A 14,107-nucleotide genomic window follows, 5' to 3' on the forward strand; every position below is an offset into this window, starting at 1 on the left:
CTTCAAAGGGCTCTTTGCCGTCGGGCGGCGATCTGGTGCACGATCTCAATAAGCGCCGCCCCGCCCGCGCCCACCGCCAACCCCACGATCATCAGGTGGCGGTTCCCTGGGTACAACATCAACAGTTCGCGTAGCGGTGGCACCAGGAAAATCACCACATATCCGCCCACGCAGCAGGCCAGCAGAAGTACCTTCCACCAGTTCAGCGGCCGCGCCACAATGCTCAGCACCCACAGGCCCATAATGATCAGCGCCAGCAGCACGGCCGTGCCTGCCTGGCGCCTTTGCATCTCCGGCACATCGGCCCCGGGGTAGATGATGATCCACATCGCCACGCAGATTCCACCTATGAGCACGCCGGAAGGCAGCGCCAGGGACAGCACCCGCTTGACGAATCCTTCGCGTGGTCGCTCCGTATTGGGAGCCAGCGACAGCACAAACGCCGGAATACCGATGGTGAACCAGCCAGTGATCGTCACGTGAATCGGCTGGAATGGGAATGAGATACCCAGCACCGCAACCACCAGCGCCAACACCACCGAGTACACCGTCTTCGTCAGGAACAGGTGTGCCACGCGCTCGATGTTTCCGATTACCCGGCGCCCCTCGGCCACCACTCGCGGCAGGGCGGAGAATTTGTTCGTCAGCAGCACCAGCTGCGCCACGCTGCGCGTCGCCGGCGCACCCGACCCCATGGCCACGCCGATGTCGGCTTTCTTCAGAGCCAGCACGTCGTTCACCCCGTCGCCGGTCATAGCTACCGTGCGGTGTTGTCGGTGCAGGGATTCCACCATCTGTTGTTTTTGCTCCGGACTTACCCGACCGAAGACGTTTGCGCGCTGGATCTCGGCGTCGAAAGCGTCATCGTCCAGATCCTTAAGAGTGCGGGCATCTACCGCCACGAGCTCCCGGTCGGTCGCTTTGCGTGCGACGGCCGCCACGGAATCCGGGTTGTCGCCGGAGATCACCTTGAGGTCGACATGCTGCTTGTCAAAGAACTCGAGAGTCTCGCGAGCATCGGAGCGCAGCTGCTGGCGCAACACCACGAGCACCGTCTCGGCCAGCTGAGGGGCGGAGTCCATTCTGAGGCTGTCGGTGTCCGCCCAGCGTTCACCACTGTCGCCGGCGACCTTGCCGAACACGAGAATGCGCAGACCTTCGTCCCCCAACTTCTTGGCTGTATCTGCGACGGGGTCTGCCTCGCGCAAGAGCACATCGGGCGCGCCCATGATCCACGCTGTGGCGTCCGACCTAGCGAACCCGGAGAATTTGTACCTCGAGTTAAACGGGATTTCTTGGCCCTGCCACTTCTCGGGTTCGACGCCCCGCGCTCGCAGCCCGGTCACGATCGAGCGAGCGGTGTCATTGAGGTCGTCCTGAGCCTCTAACATAGAGGCGAGGTGGCGAGCCCAGAGTTCCTCCGCGTCGCTGCCATCGGACCCGACAATGGAGTCCAGCTCCATCTCGTTGGTAGTGAGAGTGCCGGTTTTGTCCGTGCAGACCGTGTTGACGCGGGCCAGCCCCTCGATCGCGACGAGCTCGTTGACCAGGGCTTTGTACTTGCCGAGGCGGATCACACCGGCGGCGAAAGCGATGGAGGTCATGAGCACCAGTCCCTCCGGCACCATCGGAACGATAGCGGCGGCCATGGAAAGGATGGATTCGCGCAGGCCTGTGTCGGAGCGAACCAGTTGAGTCCAAATCGTGAGGATGCCGGTGGGGATCAACAGCCAGGTAATGACCTTGAGGATGCTGTTGATGCCATTCATGAGCACTGAATCGGTAAGCGAAAACTCGCTGGCTTGGGAGGCAAGCCGAGCGGCATAGGCCGCCTCGCCGACCTTGTCGGCACGGAAGATCGCGGTGCCCTCGTTGACGATGGAGCCCGACAGGATCTCATCACCTTCGCCCTTGCTGATGGCATCGGCCTCGCCGGTGAGCTGCGATTCATCGACGCGTACCGAACCCGATACGACGGTGCCGTCTACCACGACCTCGTCGCCGGAGCGGAGCTTGATGATGTCGCCGAGAACCACCTCGTGCTGCGGAATGGCTTTTTCCTCACCATCGCGGATGACGGTGGGTTCCGATTCGCCGACGATCCTCAGCTGGTCGAGCGTTTTCTTGGCGCGCAGCTCCTGGATCACGCCCACCGCGGAGTTGGCGATGATAAGCAAGCCGAAGGCGGCGTTGATGATCGAGCCGGTAGACAGGACGATCGCGCACAGCACGCCGAGGATGGCATTGACGCGGGTGAAGATGTTGGCGCGCAAGATCTGCGCTACACTCCGACCGGTCCCCTTGCCGTGTGTGTTGACCTGGCCGAGTTTCTTGCGTTCCGCCACCTCGGCGGCCGTGAGGCCCCGCGTGGGGACGGCATGCACCAATTCAACCTCCTTCATGGGCGACCGACTGCTACAGCCGGATGCTTATCTATTTAACTCCACGTTATTCAACTCCCCGTCTGTGGTTGCCCCCACCTTTACCTACAATGGGGCACCATGAGTGAATTCGAAACAGTACAGCCCACCGACGTTCCTGCTGGCGCGCAGCTGATCGACATCCGCGAAGTGGATGAGTACAACCAGTGGCACGCCGAAGGCGCCATCAACCTGCCTCTGTCCGAGCTGCAAGCTCGCTACGGCGAGCTGGATCTGAACGAAGACATCTACCTAATTTGCCTGTCCGGCGGTCGCTCTGCGCGTGCCTGCCAGTGGCTGGAGCAGAACGGTATCGACGCAATCAATGTTGCTAATGGCACCTCCGGCTGGCGCGACGCAGGCCTTCCCATCGTGGGGCAACCCCACAATTAGACAACCCCCATAGTCGGCGTTATATTGGTGGCATGTCCGAATCTATGCCGCTACCCGCTGACTTGTTGTCTTCGCCCTCATTCCAGCTTGAGCGCCTCCGTCGTCGCACCCGCGACTTCGTGGAGACCGCGCTCGCGGAAGCGGGCTTCAACCTGCGCGAATTCTGGGTTCTTGCCTGCCTCGTCGACGGCGACGCAGCAAGCCAGGCCACGCTAGGCGAAATCCTCGGAGTGGATCGCTCCGACATGGTGCGTCTGGTCGACTCTCTGGAAAAGCGCAGCCTCGCTAAGAGGGTCAAGGACCCCAAGGATCGCCGTCGCCAGATCATCTCGGTGACTAAGAAGGGCAACAAGGCCTACAGCAGCCTTGCCCCGCTGGTCGCAGCCGCGGAGGATAAGGCACTAGACGATTCCACCTCAAAGCAGCTGAAGCACTTGAGCAAGCTGGCCCAGGCCATCATCGCGAGCGAGGAGGCCTAGGCAAACAGTGCACATCCCTTCCCGGTACCTCCGTTCCAGTGAGGCACCGGAGCCTCGCACGCTCATCGATATTGTGCGTGCGACGGCTTCGGCATGCCCTGAAGCCCCCGCCATTGACGACGGTAAGGGGGTTATTACCTATTCCGAGCTTCTCGATGAGATCAACGAGACCGCCCAGTGGCTGCACGAGCGCGGCCTCGGGCGCGGCGACCGCATCGGCATTCGCATGCCCAGCGGTGATCGTTCGCTCTACATCGCTATTCTGTCCACCCTCGCCGTCGGTGCTGCCTATGTACCTGTGGACGCCGACGATCCAGAAGAACGCGCCTCCCTTGTCTTCGGCGAGGCCGGCGTGGCCGCAATTTACGGTGCCGATGGGCTGCGGGTAGTCGACGACAACCTGCAGGCCGGCGCTGGGGCAAGCTCCGACAAGGCTTTCGGCCCCGACCTAGAGACCGACGCGTGGATCATCTTCACCTCGGGTTCCACCGGCAAGCCCAAGGGCGTGGCCGTTACACACCGCAACGCGGCCGCTTTCGTGGACGCGGAGGCGGAGATGTTCCTGCAGGACGAGCCCCTGGCTCCGGGCGACCGCGTGCTGGCTGGCCTGTCCGTAGCCTTCGACGCTTCCTGCGAGGAAATGTGGCTGGCCTGGCGCCACGGCGCCTGTCTGGTGCCCGCCCCGCGCGCCCTGGTGCGCTCCGGCGTGGACCTGGGCCCCTGGCTGGTTTCCCGCAGCGTGACCGCCGTGTCCACCGTGCCTACCCTGGCCGGGCTGTGGCCGGACGAGGCCTTGGATGCCGTGCGCCTGTTGATCTTCGGCGGCGAGGCATGCCCGCCCGAGCTGGCCGCCCGTCTGGCCACTGATTCCCGCGAGCTGTGGAACACCTACGGTCCGACCGAGGCCACCGTCGTGGCCTGCGGCACCACCATGGATGGGGTGCGCCCGGTTTCCATCGGTACTCCCCTGCGCGGCTGGGATCTGGCAGTCGTCAATGAGAACAACCAGCCGGTGGGCTGGGGCGAGACCGGCGAGCTGATCATCGGTGGCGTCGGCCTGGCCCGCTACCTGGATCCGGAAAAGGACGCAGAAAAGTTCGCGCCCATGCCGGAGCTCGGCTGGGAGCGCGCCTACCGCTCCGGCGACCACGTACGCCTGGAGGAAGATGGCCTGTACTTCGTCGGTCGTATCGACGACCAGGTGAAGATCGGTGGGCGTCGAATAGAACTCGGCGAGGTAGACGCGGCGCTGTCCGCCCTGCCTGGCGTGCGCAGCTCCACCGTCGTGGTGCAGACCACCGGCGGCGGCGACAAGGTGCTGGTGGGCTACGTCTCTACGGAGGGCGACGCCGACAAGTTCGACCAGCAGGAGGCGCTGCAGCGACTACGCGACTCGATGCCCGCAGCAATGGTCCCACGCCTGTGCGCGCTGGACGAGCTGCCGGTAACGACCTCCGGCAAGGTGGACAAGAAGGCCCTGCCGTGGCCGCTGCCTTCCAGCGAAACCGCGGACTTTGATAACCCGACCCAGCAGTGGCTGGCGGAACTGTTCGCCGACGCGCTAGGAACGGCTGTGACCAGCCCGGATGCGGACTTCTTCAACCTCGGCGGTACCTCCCTGGGCGCGGCTACCCTGATCAGCCGCGTGCGTCAGGAAGTTCCGACCGTCAGCGTGCGCGATCTTTATGATCACTCGCGTCTGGCTGCGCTGGCCGAGCACATCGATTCCATGCGCGAAAAGACCGGCGCCAAGGACGGCGGCTCGGGCCAGGCCGCGCAGGCCAAGGACGTGAAGCCCGCGAAGCCGGTGGGCATCGGCACTCGCCTGGCACAGGCCCTGATCCAGATCCCGGCGCTCACTCTCGCGGGGGCGCAGTGGATCACGTGGATCCTGGTGTTCAACGCGATCCTGTTCCACGGTTCCTCCTGGGCGGGCGACCTGCCGTGGGTCGTTGACGTGCCGTGGGCAGTGGTCATCGCCGCGGTGATCGTCTTCGCCACTCCGCTGGGTCGCCTGCCTCTGTCCGCGCTGCTGATCCGCCTGATTACGGCGGGCATCGGCGAGGGCGACTACAAGCGCGGCGGTTCGGTCCACCTGCGTATTTGGGCGGCGGAGCGTATCGCGGATTCCTCCGGCGCACGCGATGTCTCGGGCGCCGCGTGGATCACCACGTATGCCCGCTGGCTGGGCGCGAAGGTCGGCAAGGGCGCGCAGATGCACACCCTGCCGCCGGTTACCGGCCTGCTGACCCTGGGCAAGCACTGCTCCATCGAGCAGGAAGTGGATCTTTCCGGCTACTGGTTGGAGGGCGACGTCCTGCACGTCGGCCGCATCGAGATCGGCAAGGACGCCTCCGTCGGCGCCCGCTCCACCCTGTTCCCGGGCGCCCGCATCGGCGCCCGCGCTCACATCGAGCCGGGGTCGGCCGTCACGGGAGCCAAGAAGGTCAAGGCCGGTTCCCAATGGGCCGGCTCCCCCGCCGTGAAGGTCGGCAAGGCCCGCAACCGCTTCCCGGAGCAGGCCGCCCCGCGCCGTACCATGTGGTTCTGGCTCTACGCGCTGAGCGCCATCGTGATGTCGTTGCTGCCCCTGGTTGCTTTGTTCGTCGCGGCTGCGTTCGTGCTGTGGCTCGTTCCTTCTGACGCCCCCCTGCTGGCACTTCCCATCGCCGCAGCCGGTGGCCTGGTGGCATTCGCCACGTACACAGCACTGACGTGGGTGTTCGTGCGCCTGCTGTCGGCAGGCCTGAAGCCGGGCGTGGTGGCCGTGCGCAGCCTCAGTGGCTGGCGTGTGTGGGCGATTGAACGCCTGATGGATAGCGCCCGCACGCAACTGTTCCCGATGTACGCAGCCCAGCTGACCCCGCTATGGTTCCGCAGCCTGGGCGCCAAGGTGGGCAAGGATGCGGAGATCTCGACGGCCGTGATGGTGCCGCGCTTCGCCGAGGTGCGCGAGGGAGCGTTCCTGGCGGACGACACGATGGTCGGCGGCTACGAGCTCGGCGGTGGCGGCTGGATGCTCACCGGTAATACGAAGGTGGGCAAGCGCTCCTTCCTGGGCAACTCCGGCATCGCTGGCCCGGATCGCACACTGAAGAAGAACTCTCTGGTGGCCGTGCTGTCCTCTACCCCGGAGAAGACCAAGTCTGGCAGCAACTGGCTGGGCTCCCCGCCAGAGCGCCTGCGCCGCGTGGCCGTAGAGGCCAGTGGCGAGTCCCGCACCTACAACCCGGGCTTCGGCCTGAAGGTGGCCCGTGGCTTCGTGGAGACCCTGCGTCTGCTGGCGCCGATGACCTCCGCCATGATTGCGGCGGGCGTTGTTCTGGCGCTGCAGTGGGTGCTGCTGAACCAGGGCATCTGGCAGGCCTTTGCGGTCTCCGGTCTGGTACTAGTCGGCGCGGGCTTCGTGGCCGCGGCGGTGACCGTGCTGATGAAGTGGCTGTGCGTGCAGCGCATCAAGGCCGGCGAGCACGAGCTGTGGTCAGCATTCGTGTGGCTGAACGAGCTGCAGGATCAGTTCGTGGAAACTGTGGCTGGTCCGTGGTTCCTGGCGCACACGATGGGCACTGGCAGTCTGAACATGTTCCTGCGTGCCCTGGGTGCGAAGATCGGCCGGGGCGCCTGGTTGGATTCCTACTGGCTGCCGGAGGCTGACCTGGTCAGCATTGGCCGGGGCGCCAGCGTGGGCCCGGGTTGTGTGGTGCAGACTCACTTGTTCCAGGACCGTGTGATGAGCCTGGATACCGTCACCCTGGGTGACGGTGCGACGATGGGGCCACACAGCGTGGCTCTGCCCGCCGCAGCAATCGAACGGGCAGCGACGGTCGGCCCGGCGTCCCTAGTTATGCGCGGCGACCACGTGCCCGCCGCCACGAGGTGGCAGGGCAACCCGATCGAGATCGTCGATTAGTCGCCGATCTGGTCGCGGCCGCGCTTAACGATCTTCGGATCCGGCTCGCCGACGACCTCGTGGTCCTTGTCGGCGTACTCGAACTTCGACAGGACGTAGCGCATCGCGTTGATGCGGGCGCGCTTCTTGTCGTTGGACTTGATGGTGATCCACGGGGACTCGTTGGTGTCCGTGTAGCGGAACTGCTCTTCCTTGGCGCGGGTGTAGTCATCCCACTTGTCCAGGGAGGCCAGGTCCATCGGAGAAAGCTTCCACTGGCGGACCGGATCCACCTGGCGGATGGCGAAGCGGGTGCGCTGCTCCTTCTGGGTGACGGAGAACCACAGCTTCGTCAGGGAGATGCCGGAGCCCATGATCATGTTCTCCAGCATCGGGACCTCACGCAGGAACTCTGCGTGCTGGTCGTTGGTGCAGAAGCCCATTACGCGCTCCACGCCGGAGCGGTTGTACCAGGAGCGGTCGAAGAATACGATCTCGCCGCCGCACGGGAAGTGCTGGACGTAGCGCTGGAAGTACCAGGAGGTCGACTCGCGCTCGGAGGGCTTCTCCAGAGCCACGGTGCGGGCACCACGTGGGTTCAGGTGCTCGTTGAAGCGCTTGATGGTGCCACCCTTACCGGCAGCGTCGCGCCCCTCGAAGATGATGATGTGCTTCTGGCCAGTATCCTTGGTCCAGTTCTGGAACTTCAGCAGCTCGATCTGCAGGGCACGCTTGGTGGTCTCGTACTCCTCGCGGCTCATGCGCTCGTCGTAGGGATACTGGTCGCGCCAGGTATCTACCCGGTGGCCGTCGGGAGTGATCAGTACCGGATCGTCTTCATCCGAATCGTCCACCAAGTAGCCCTCGGTAGCGGCCAGATCAACCATGTGGAATTCTTCATCGGCCATGTGCCTGGGTTCTCCTTCGCCTGAAGCTTATTAGAATCTATTAACACCATCCAGTCTAGTGCTTTCGGCGTCGCTATACAGCGTTGCTTAATAGGGCATGAAAAAACCCCGGCCGAAGCCGGGGTTTTAGCAGTTAAGCGGAAGCTTACTTAGCAGCGCCGGTCCACTTAACGATGGTCTCGATAACATCCTTCAGACCCTTGAAGATGTTGCCGAAGCCACCCAGGAAGGTGCCGACCTGGCCGAAGATAGCGGTAATCTGCTCGATCATTGTGTTCTCCTCTTAAGAGATTGGGGGCGCCAGGTTCCCTGGGCCCAAAAATTTTCTTTGGTAGTGACGCCCCCTTTAGGCCGTCTGGGGAATACACTAGCGTATCTAAGAAAAGACACAACCCCTGAGAGGAACCTTTTGTGATCCTATCCCCCGACAGAGGGTAACAGTTTCATAAAGATCCAGCTCAGGGGCTGTTTTTACACCTTGTCTACCTAGGTTAAATCTAGGCAAACTAGCTATTTTTAGCTATTTCTGAGAGGCGATTAGAAGCCTCCCATGCCGCCCATCTCGTCGGCACCCGGCATTGCTGGTGCCTCCGGCTCCGGCTTATCCGCAACGACAGCCTCGGTCGTCAGGAACAGCGCGGCGATGGAGGCAGCGTTCTGCAGAGCGGAACGGGTAACCTTCACCGGATCGGAGATACCAGCGTTCAGCAGGTCCACGTACTCGCCAGTAGCGGCGTTCAGGCCCTCACCGACCGGCAGGTTGGCAACCTTGTCGACAACCACGCCGGGCTCCAGGCCAGCGTTGTGGGCGATCTGCTTCAGCGGGGCAGCCAGGGCGGCGCGAACGATCTGCACGCCGGTAGCCTCGTCGCCCTCCAGACCCAGGTTGTCGTCCAGCACGTTGGCGGTCTGCAGCAGGGCTGCGCCGCCGCCGGCGACGATACCCTCTTCTGCAGCTGCCTTTGCGTTGCGCACGGCATCCTCGATGCGGTGCTTGCGCTCCTTCAGCTCCACCTCGGTAGCGGCGCCGACCTGCAGCACTGCAACGCCGCCGGACAGCTTAGCCAGGCGCTCCTGCAGCTTCTCTGCGTCGTAGTCAGAGTCAGCGTTCTCGATCTCCTGGCGGATCTGCTTGATGCGACCAGCCAGCTGCTCTGCGGAACCTGCGCCGTCAACGATGGTGGTGTCGTCCTTGGTCACAACGACCTTGCGGGCGGTGCCCAGCATCGGCAGGTCAGCGGTCTCCAGAGACAGGCCAACTTCCTCGGCGATAACCTGGCCACCGGTCAGGATCGCAATGTCCTGCAGCTGTGCCTTGCGGCGGTCGCCGAAGCCCGGAGCCTTCACAGCGACGGACTTGAAGGTGCCACGGATCTTGTTCACAACCAGGGTGGACAGAGCCTCGCCCTCGATGTCCTCGGCAACGATCAGCAGCGGCTTGCCGGACTGCATGACCTTCTCCAGCAGCGGCAGCAGGTCCTTCACGTTGGAGATCTTGGAGCTGACCAGCAGGATGTACGGATCCTCCAGGACAGCCTCGCCGCGCTCCACGTCGGTGGCGAAGTAGCCGGAGATGTAGCCCTTGTCGAAGCGCATACCCTCGGTGACCTCGAGGTTCACACCGAAAGCGTTGGACTCCTCGACGGTGATTACGCCGTCCTTGTTCAGCTGGCCGTCGCCGACCTTGTACATAGCCTCGGCGATCAGCTGGCCGATCTTCTCGTCAGCAGCGGAGATGCCTGCGGTAGCGGCGATCTGCTCCTGAGTCTCGATCTCCTTGGCGTGGCCCAGCAGCTCTGCCGTGACCTTCTCCACGCCAGCCTGGATGCCGCGCTTGATGCCCATCGGGTTGGAGCCAGCGGCAACGTTGCGCAGACCCTCGCGCACCAGTGCCTGTGCCAGGACGGTGGCGGTGGTAGTGCCGTCGCCAGCGACGTCGTCGGTCTTCTTGGCAACTTCCTTGACTAGCTCAGCACCGATCTTCTCGTAGGGGTCTTCCAGCTCGATTTCGCGAGCGATCGTCACACCGTCGTTGGTGATCGTCGGGGCGCCCCACTTGCGTTCCAGGACAACGTTGCGTCCCTTCGGGCCGAGGGTTACCTTGACCGCGTCTGCCAGGGTGTTCAGACCCTTTTCCAGTCCGCGGCGTGCTTCTTCGTCGAATGCAATCATCTTAGCCATGAGGCTTTTCGATCCTCCGTTAGAGTTGGCGACACATACGGTTCAGATCAAGCGCCCGCGACGGCACGGGTGAACGAATGTCGCGACATTCACCCTCACTTCATCTGACGGTTATTTTCTGGCACTCCCTTAGTTCAAGTGCTAATCCCGTTTTTAGCACTCTCCCCCATCGTCTGCAAGATGCTTGCGCGTTCCTTGCGTTACTTACGGCCGTAACACTAGTCGCGGCACTGCCACCTACGCACTGCCACCTACAAGGCCCTGTCCGGTGCGGTCGCTACAGTAGTTATCTATGAGCAATTCCAACACCTCTCAGCTAGACCTCGCCCGTGCCGCCATCGCGGAGCAAATGCCACAACTCAAGGAGGATCTCACCGCCCTCGTCTCCTTCGAGTCGGTTCACTCCACCCCGGGGCTCGAGGAAGCCAATGCCGCCGCCGCACAGTGGGTCATCGACGCATTCACCAGCGTGGGCATCCCCGTCACCGGTCATGTCACCACCGACGGCTCCACCTCCGTCATCGGCCTGCGCGAACCCGCCGAGGGCTACCCCACCATCCTGCTGTACTCCCACTTCGACGTGCAGCCCGCCGGCGACGTCAACGAGTGGACCTCCGACCCGTGGATCCTTACCGAACGCGACGGCCGCTGGTACGGCCGTGGTACCGCCGACTGCAAGGGCCACGTCGCCATGCACGTTGCGGTGCTGCGTGCTCTTTCTATTCTTTCGGACGCCCACTTCCCAGCCGCCAAAAACCTCGGCATCCGAATCGTCGTCGAGGGCTCGGAGGAGCGCGGAGGCTACGGCCTGGAGGACCTTCTGGCCGAGAAGCCGGAACTCTTCGCCGCCGACACCTTCCTCATTGCCGATTCCGGCAATGACGCTCTGGGCGAGCCAAGCCTTTGCACCGCACTGCGCGGTTCCGCGCCGGTCACGGTGCGCACCCGCACGCTGGCGCAGCCGATGCACTCCGGCCAGTTCGGCGGCTCGGCTCCGGATGCCCTCGTCGAGCTAGTACAGCTGCTGTCCACCCTCCACGACAAGGACGGCTTGGTGGCCGTTCCGGGATTGGAGCCAAAGGAGCGCTGGGGTGGCGTCGGCCCCACAGAAGAAGCATTCCGCGACAACGCCGGGGTGACCGACGGCGTGGAGCTGTACGGCACCGGCGAGTGGCAGCCGAACGACCTGACGGTAATGAATCCGTCGATCACGATCACTGGCCTGGATGCACTGTCGGTGGCGGACTCGGTGAACTCCGTTCCGGCGAACGCGGCGGCCGTCGTGAGCCTGCGCGTTCCGCCGGGACGCGATCCGCAGGAATGCCAGGATCTGCTGGTCAAGCACCTGGAAAGCCAGAAGACCAACGCGCTGGTGGAGATCGAGCGTGGCTCGCTGGCCGAAGCATTTCAGGCAGATACGTCCGGCCCTGCTCTGCAGCTGCTCGGCGAGGCGCTGGGCGAAGTGTACGGCAAGGAGACGATGGAGGTCGCCTCTGGCGGATCGATCCCACTGACGAACAAGCTGCTGTCCGCGTATCCGGAGGCAGAGCTCGCGCTGTATGGCATCGAGGAGCCGAAGTGCGCCATCCACTCGGCGGACGAGTCGGTGGATCCGGGTGAGATCGAGGCCATCGCCACGGCGGAGCTACTGTTCCTGCTGCGCACCGCGGCCGCCCACAGCTAGCACTTGGCTCTCGGTTAGTGCGCGTGCACTGCCGAGGCGTTGCCCTAGCATTGCCCAAACGCTACCCAGACGCTGCCAGACGCTGCCGAACTATTGCCTGGAACCGGCCCCTACCACCGGAAATCTCACAGAATGAGAACTAGGCAACAGTTTGAATCTCAGAGTGAGACGGATTACATTATTTAAGTAGCAGTACTTAACCAACTGCACCTTTTTAGTCAACCGCACTTTGTAAGATTCTGTTCCAGAAATTCGAGCCACTCCCATGAACGTCTCTACTTCGAACACCACGACCTTGATCCGCTTCGCAAGCTCGGACCAGGACATGGAGCTAGACGCGCCGGTGTACACCCCGCTACCCAGCGCGCGACGTTCGACTGCGAAGACGTTCAGCGAGCCGGTACACACTCGCATCGAAAAGCGCCGCAAGCGCACCCGCACCTTCGCGGAGGATCCTTTCCGCGCCCGCTTCGGGCAGCGCCTGCCGGTCGGCATGCGCCAGGAGGCGCGCGGCATGGAGTGGAAGAAGTTCATCCGCACCTACGCTCCCGCCGCGATCCGCGTGGATTACCTGAAGGCCACCCGCCGCTCGCTGGGTCGCCACGACTTCAGCATGCAGGTCAGTGGCCTGCGCGCCGATGGGCAGGCCACCCGCGTGGAGATCACCGCGATGGGCGCATCCTCTGCAATGTCGGAGGTTCTGGCTGACCACAGCTTCCCTGTGGAAGTTGTGGAGTTCCACCAGTACGACATCTTCGAGGCCACGGTGACCTTCATTTACGCGGTGCACAAGTCCAAGCGCGTGTGGGCCGTCGGCTTCGGCGCGGATCGCGATACCTCGATCGCCAACGCGCTGTGCAACGCAGCCTCCCGCCTGCACCTCTAAGCTGCACCTCTAAGCTTCGCCACGTCATGGTGGCTAGGCCGTGTAACAGCGGCTAGGCCGCGTAACTACAGCGACTTCCGCAGTCGGTCGACCGTCAGGTCGACCGCAGCGATCCACGCCTCCGGCTGAGTGAAGCCACCCTCTACCCCATCGTCACCGCGGGTACGCGTGCCCGGTTCCGGCGCCGCGCCGTATTCCCGGGCGGCGGCACGCTGCAGCGCGTAGTCCCCACCGCGGGCGATCAGCTTGCGCACATCCTGCAGCTCGGCGGCGCAGCCCAGCTCCTCCGACAGCGGGGCGAGCCTATCCACCCACGCATCCAGCTCGTCAGTGACCAGCGCCTCGTTAGTCTCCCTATCCGTGATGATCAGCGCGTCCAGGCCGTAGCGTGCCGCGCGCCATTTGTTCTCCGCAACATGCCAGGGCTGCAGGCTCGGCAGCTTGTGGCCGGCATCCAGGCGGCGCTCGAAGTACACCACCAGGCAGTGAGTGTAGGCGGCGATGGCTGCGAGCTCCCACAGCTCCATCGTGGCGTCAGCAAAACGGGTCTCCACCGTGCCGTACTTGGTGGGACGCACGTCGAAGTGCATCGAGCCGGTGTGGTTGATCACCCCGGAACGATCCTGGTCCCGGTTGAATTCCTCCCACCGCTCCCAGTCCTCGAAGTGGTAGGGCATACCCGCGGTCGGCAACTGCTGGTACAGCAGGGTGCGGTTGGAGGAATAGCCGGTATCCAGCCCCTCCCATGCGGGCGAGCTGGCGGACATGGCCAAAATGTGCGGGTAGTGCGTCATCAACGCGTTGATGATCGGCCACACCTTTTCCTTGGAGCCCACGCCCACGTGCACGTGGATTCCCCAGATCAGCATCTGGCGGCCCCAGTACTGGGTGCGCTCGATGATCTCCTGGTAGCTGCCCTTTTCGCTAAGCTTCTGGTCCCCCCAGTGTGCGAATGGGTGCGTGCCAGCGGAGAACAGGTTCACGCCGATGTCGTCCGCGCATTCCAGCAGCTGCTTGGCCTGGCCGCGCAGCTCCTCCACGGCCTCCGGGATCGTACCGTGCACGCTGGAGACCATCTCCACGGTATTCGCTAGAAACTCGCGGACGACCTTGTGGCCGGGGTGCACCTCGTCCATCCGCTCCAGCAGTTCCGCAGCACGCGGAACCAGGTCGCGGGTTTCGGGGTCAACGAGGGCGACTTCCCACTCAATACCAACAGAAGGCGCGGAACCCGGGAAGTCCATTGTGGCCCCTTAAAGATATGTAG

10 protein-coding genes are annotated in these 14,107 nt (G+C 63.6%); 5 read left to right on the plus strand and 5 right to left on the minus strand.

The annotated features are described in order from the left end of the window. Window positions 1-2: 2 nt before the first annotated feature. Entirely contained in the window at window positions 3-2,402 is a 2,400-nt protein-coding gene (locus tag L8U58_RS05155; RefSeq protein ID WP_269954839.1) for an HAD-IC family P-type ATPase, read from the minus strand. A gap of 99 nt (window positions 2,403-2,501) precedes the next feature. On the opposite strand from L8U58_RS05155, the gene L8U58_RS05160 reads away from it, so the two are divergent. From L8U58_RS05160 to L8U58_RS05170, 3 genes are read left to right on the plus strand one after another with little or no spacing between them, the layout of a single operon-like run. Then, entirely contained in the window at window positions 2,502-2,813 is a 312-nt protein-coding gene (locus tag L8U58_RS05160) for a rhodanese-like domain-containing protein (RefSeq protein WP_034974896.1), read from the plus strand. Window positions 2,814-2,845: 32 nt separating this feature from the next. Further along, window positions 2,846-3,292: a MarR family winged helix-turn-helix transcriptional regulator gene (locus L8U58_RS05165; protein WP_034992478.1), complete on the plus strand. Its 447-nt coding sequence runs from the start codon at window positions 2,846-2,848 to the stop codon at window positions 3,290-3,292. Window positions 3,293-3,299: 7 nt separating this feature from the next. After that, complete coding sequence (locus L8U58_RS05170) at window positions 3,300-7,202, plus strand: Pls/PosA family non-ribosomal peptide synthetase (protein ID WP_269954840.1); 3,903 nt, start codon at window positions 3,300-3,302, stop codon at window positions 7,200-7,202. Here the strand turns inward: L8U58_RS05170 and ppk2 are convergent. The 3 genes from ppk2 to groL all read right to left on the minus strand — a co-directional run bounded on the left by ppk2 (window position 7,199) and on the right by groL (window position 10,270). Further along, window positions 7,199-8,089, minus strand: coding sequence for a polyphosphate kinase 2 (gene ppk2 / locus L8U58_RS05175; protein ID WP_034969158.1), 891 nt, complete (start codon window positions 8,087-8,089; stop codon window positions 7,199-7,201). The genes L8U58_RS05170 and ppk2 overlap by 4 nt on opposite strands. Before the next feature lie 145 nt (window positions 8,090-8,234). After that, complete coding sequence (locus tag L8U58_RS05180) at window positions 8,235-8,360, minus strand: PorACj family cell wall channel-forming small protein (protein WP_269954841.1); 126 nt, start codon at window positions 8,358-8,360, stop codon at window positions 8,235-8,237. A 266-nt stretch (window positions 8,361-8,626) separates the two neighbouring features. Next, window positions 8,627-10,270 carry a chaperonin GroEL gene (groL, locus tag L8U58_RS05185; protein ID WP_034981764.1) on the minus strand — a complete coding sequence of 548 codons (1,644 nt, stop codon included), beginning with the start codon at window positions 10,268-10,270 and terminating at the stop codon, window positions 8,627-8,629. A gap of 292 nt (window positions 10,271-10,562) precedes the next feature. Here groL and L8U58_RS05190 point away from each other — a divergent pair, with 292 nt between their 5' ends. Together L8U58_RS05190 and L8U58_RS05195 are read left to right on the plus strand one after the other, a co-directional pair. Further along, entirely contained in the window at window positions 10,563-11,954 is a 1,392-nt protein-coding gene (locus L8U58_RS05190; protein WP_269954842.1) for a dipeptidase, read from the plus strand. 265 nt (window positions 11,955-12,219) lie between these two features. Next, a complete protein-coding gene (locus L8U58_RS05195; protein WP_034974890.1) occupies window positions 12,220-12,840 on the plus strand; it encodes a hypothetical protein in 621 nt (206 codons plus the stop codon). Window positions 12,841-12,905: 65 nt separating this feature from the next. Here the strand turns inward: L8U58_RS05195 and L8U58_RS05200 are convergent, their stop codons facing one another. Continuing rightward, entirely contained in the window at window positions 12,906-14,084 is a 1,179-nt protein-coding gene (locus tag L8U58_RS05200) for a glutamate--cysteine ligase (protein WP_035007535.1), read from the minus strand. Window positions 14,085-14,107 lie beyond the last annotated feature (23 nt).

Origin of the sequence: Corynebacterium macclintockiae (genome assembly GCF_027570165.1) — a bacterium.
Classification (GTDB): Bacteria; Actinomycetota; Actinomycetes; order Mycobacteriales; family Mycobacteriaceae; genus Corynebacterium; species Corynebacterium macclintockiae.

What these genes read in the sequence shown, in the direction of transcription:
- L8U58_RS05180 (WP_269954841.1), bottom strand. Translation starts at nt 8,360, where the DNA reads ATGATCGAGCAGATTACCGCTATCTTCGGCCAGGTCGGCACCTTCCTG.
- L8U58_RS05165 (WP_034992478.1), top strand. Translation starts at nt 2,846, where the DNA reads ATGTCCGAATCTATGCCGCTACCCGCTGACTTGTTGTCTTCGCCCTCA.
- L8U58_RS05160 (WP_034974896.1), top strand. Translation starts at nt 2,502, where the DNA reads ATGAGTGAATTCGAAACAGTACAGCCCACCGACGTTCCTGCTGGCGCG.
- L8U58_RS05190 (WP_269954842.1), top strand. Translation starts at nt 10,563, where the DNA reads ATGAGCAATTCCAACACCTCTCAGCTAGACCTCGCCCGTGCCGCCATC.
- groL (WP_034981764.1), bottom strand. Translation starts at nt 10,270, where the DNA reads ATGGCTAAGATGATTGCATTCGACGAAGAAGCACGCCGCGGACTGGAA.
- L8U58_RS05155 (WP_269954839.1), bottom strand. Translation starts at nt 2,402, where the DNA reads ATGAAGGAGGTTGAATTGGTGCATGCCGTCCCCACGCGGGGCCTCACG.
- ppk2 (WP_034969158.1), bottom strand. Translation starts at nt 8,089, where the DNA reads ATGGCCGATGAAGAATTCCACATGGTTGATCTGGCCGCTACCGAGGGC.
- L8U58_RS05195 (WP_034974890.1), top strand. Translation starts at nt 12,220, where the DNA reads ATGAACGTCTCTACTTCGAACACCACGACCTTGATCCGCTTCGCAAGC.
- L8U58_RS05200 (WP_035007535.1), bottom strand. Translation starts at nt 14,084, where the DNA reads ATGGACTTCCCGGGTTCCGCGCCTTCTGTTGGTATTGAGTGGGAAGTC.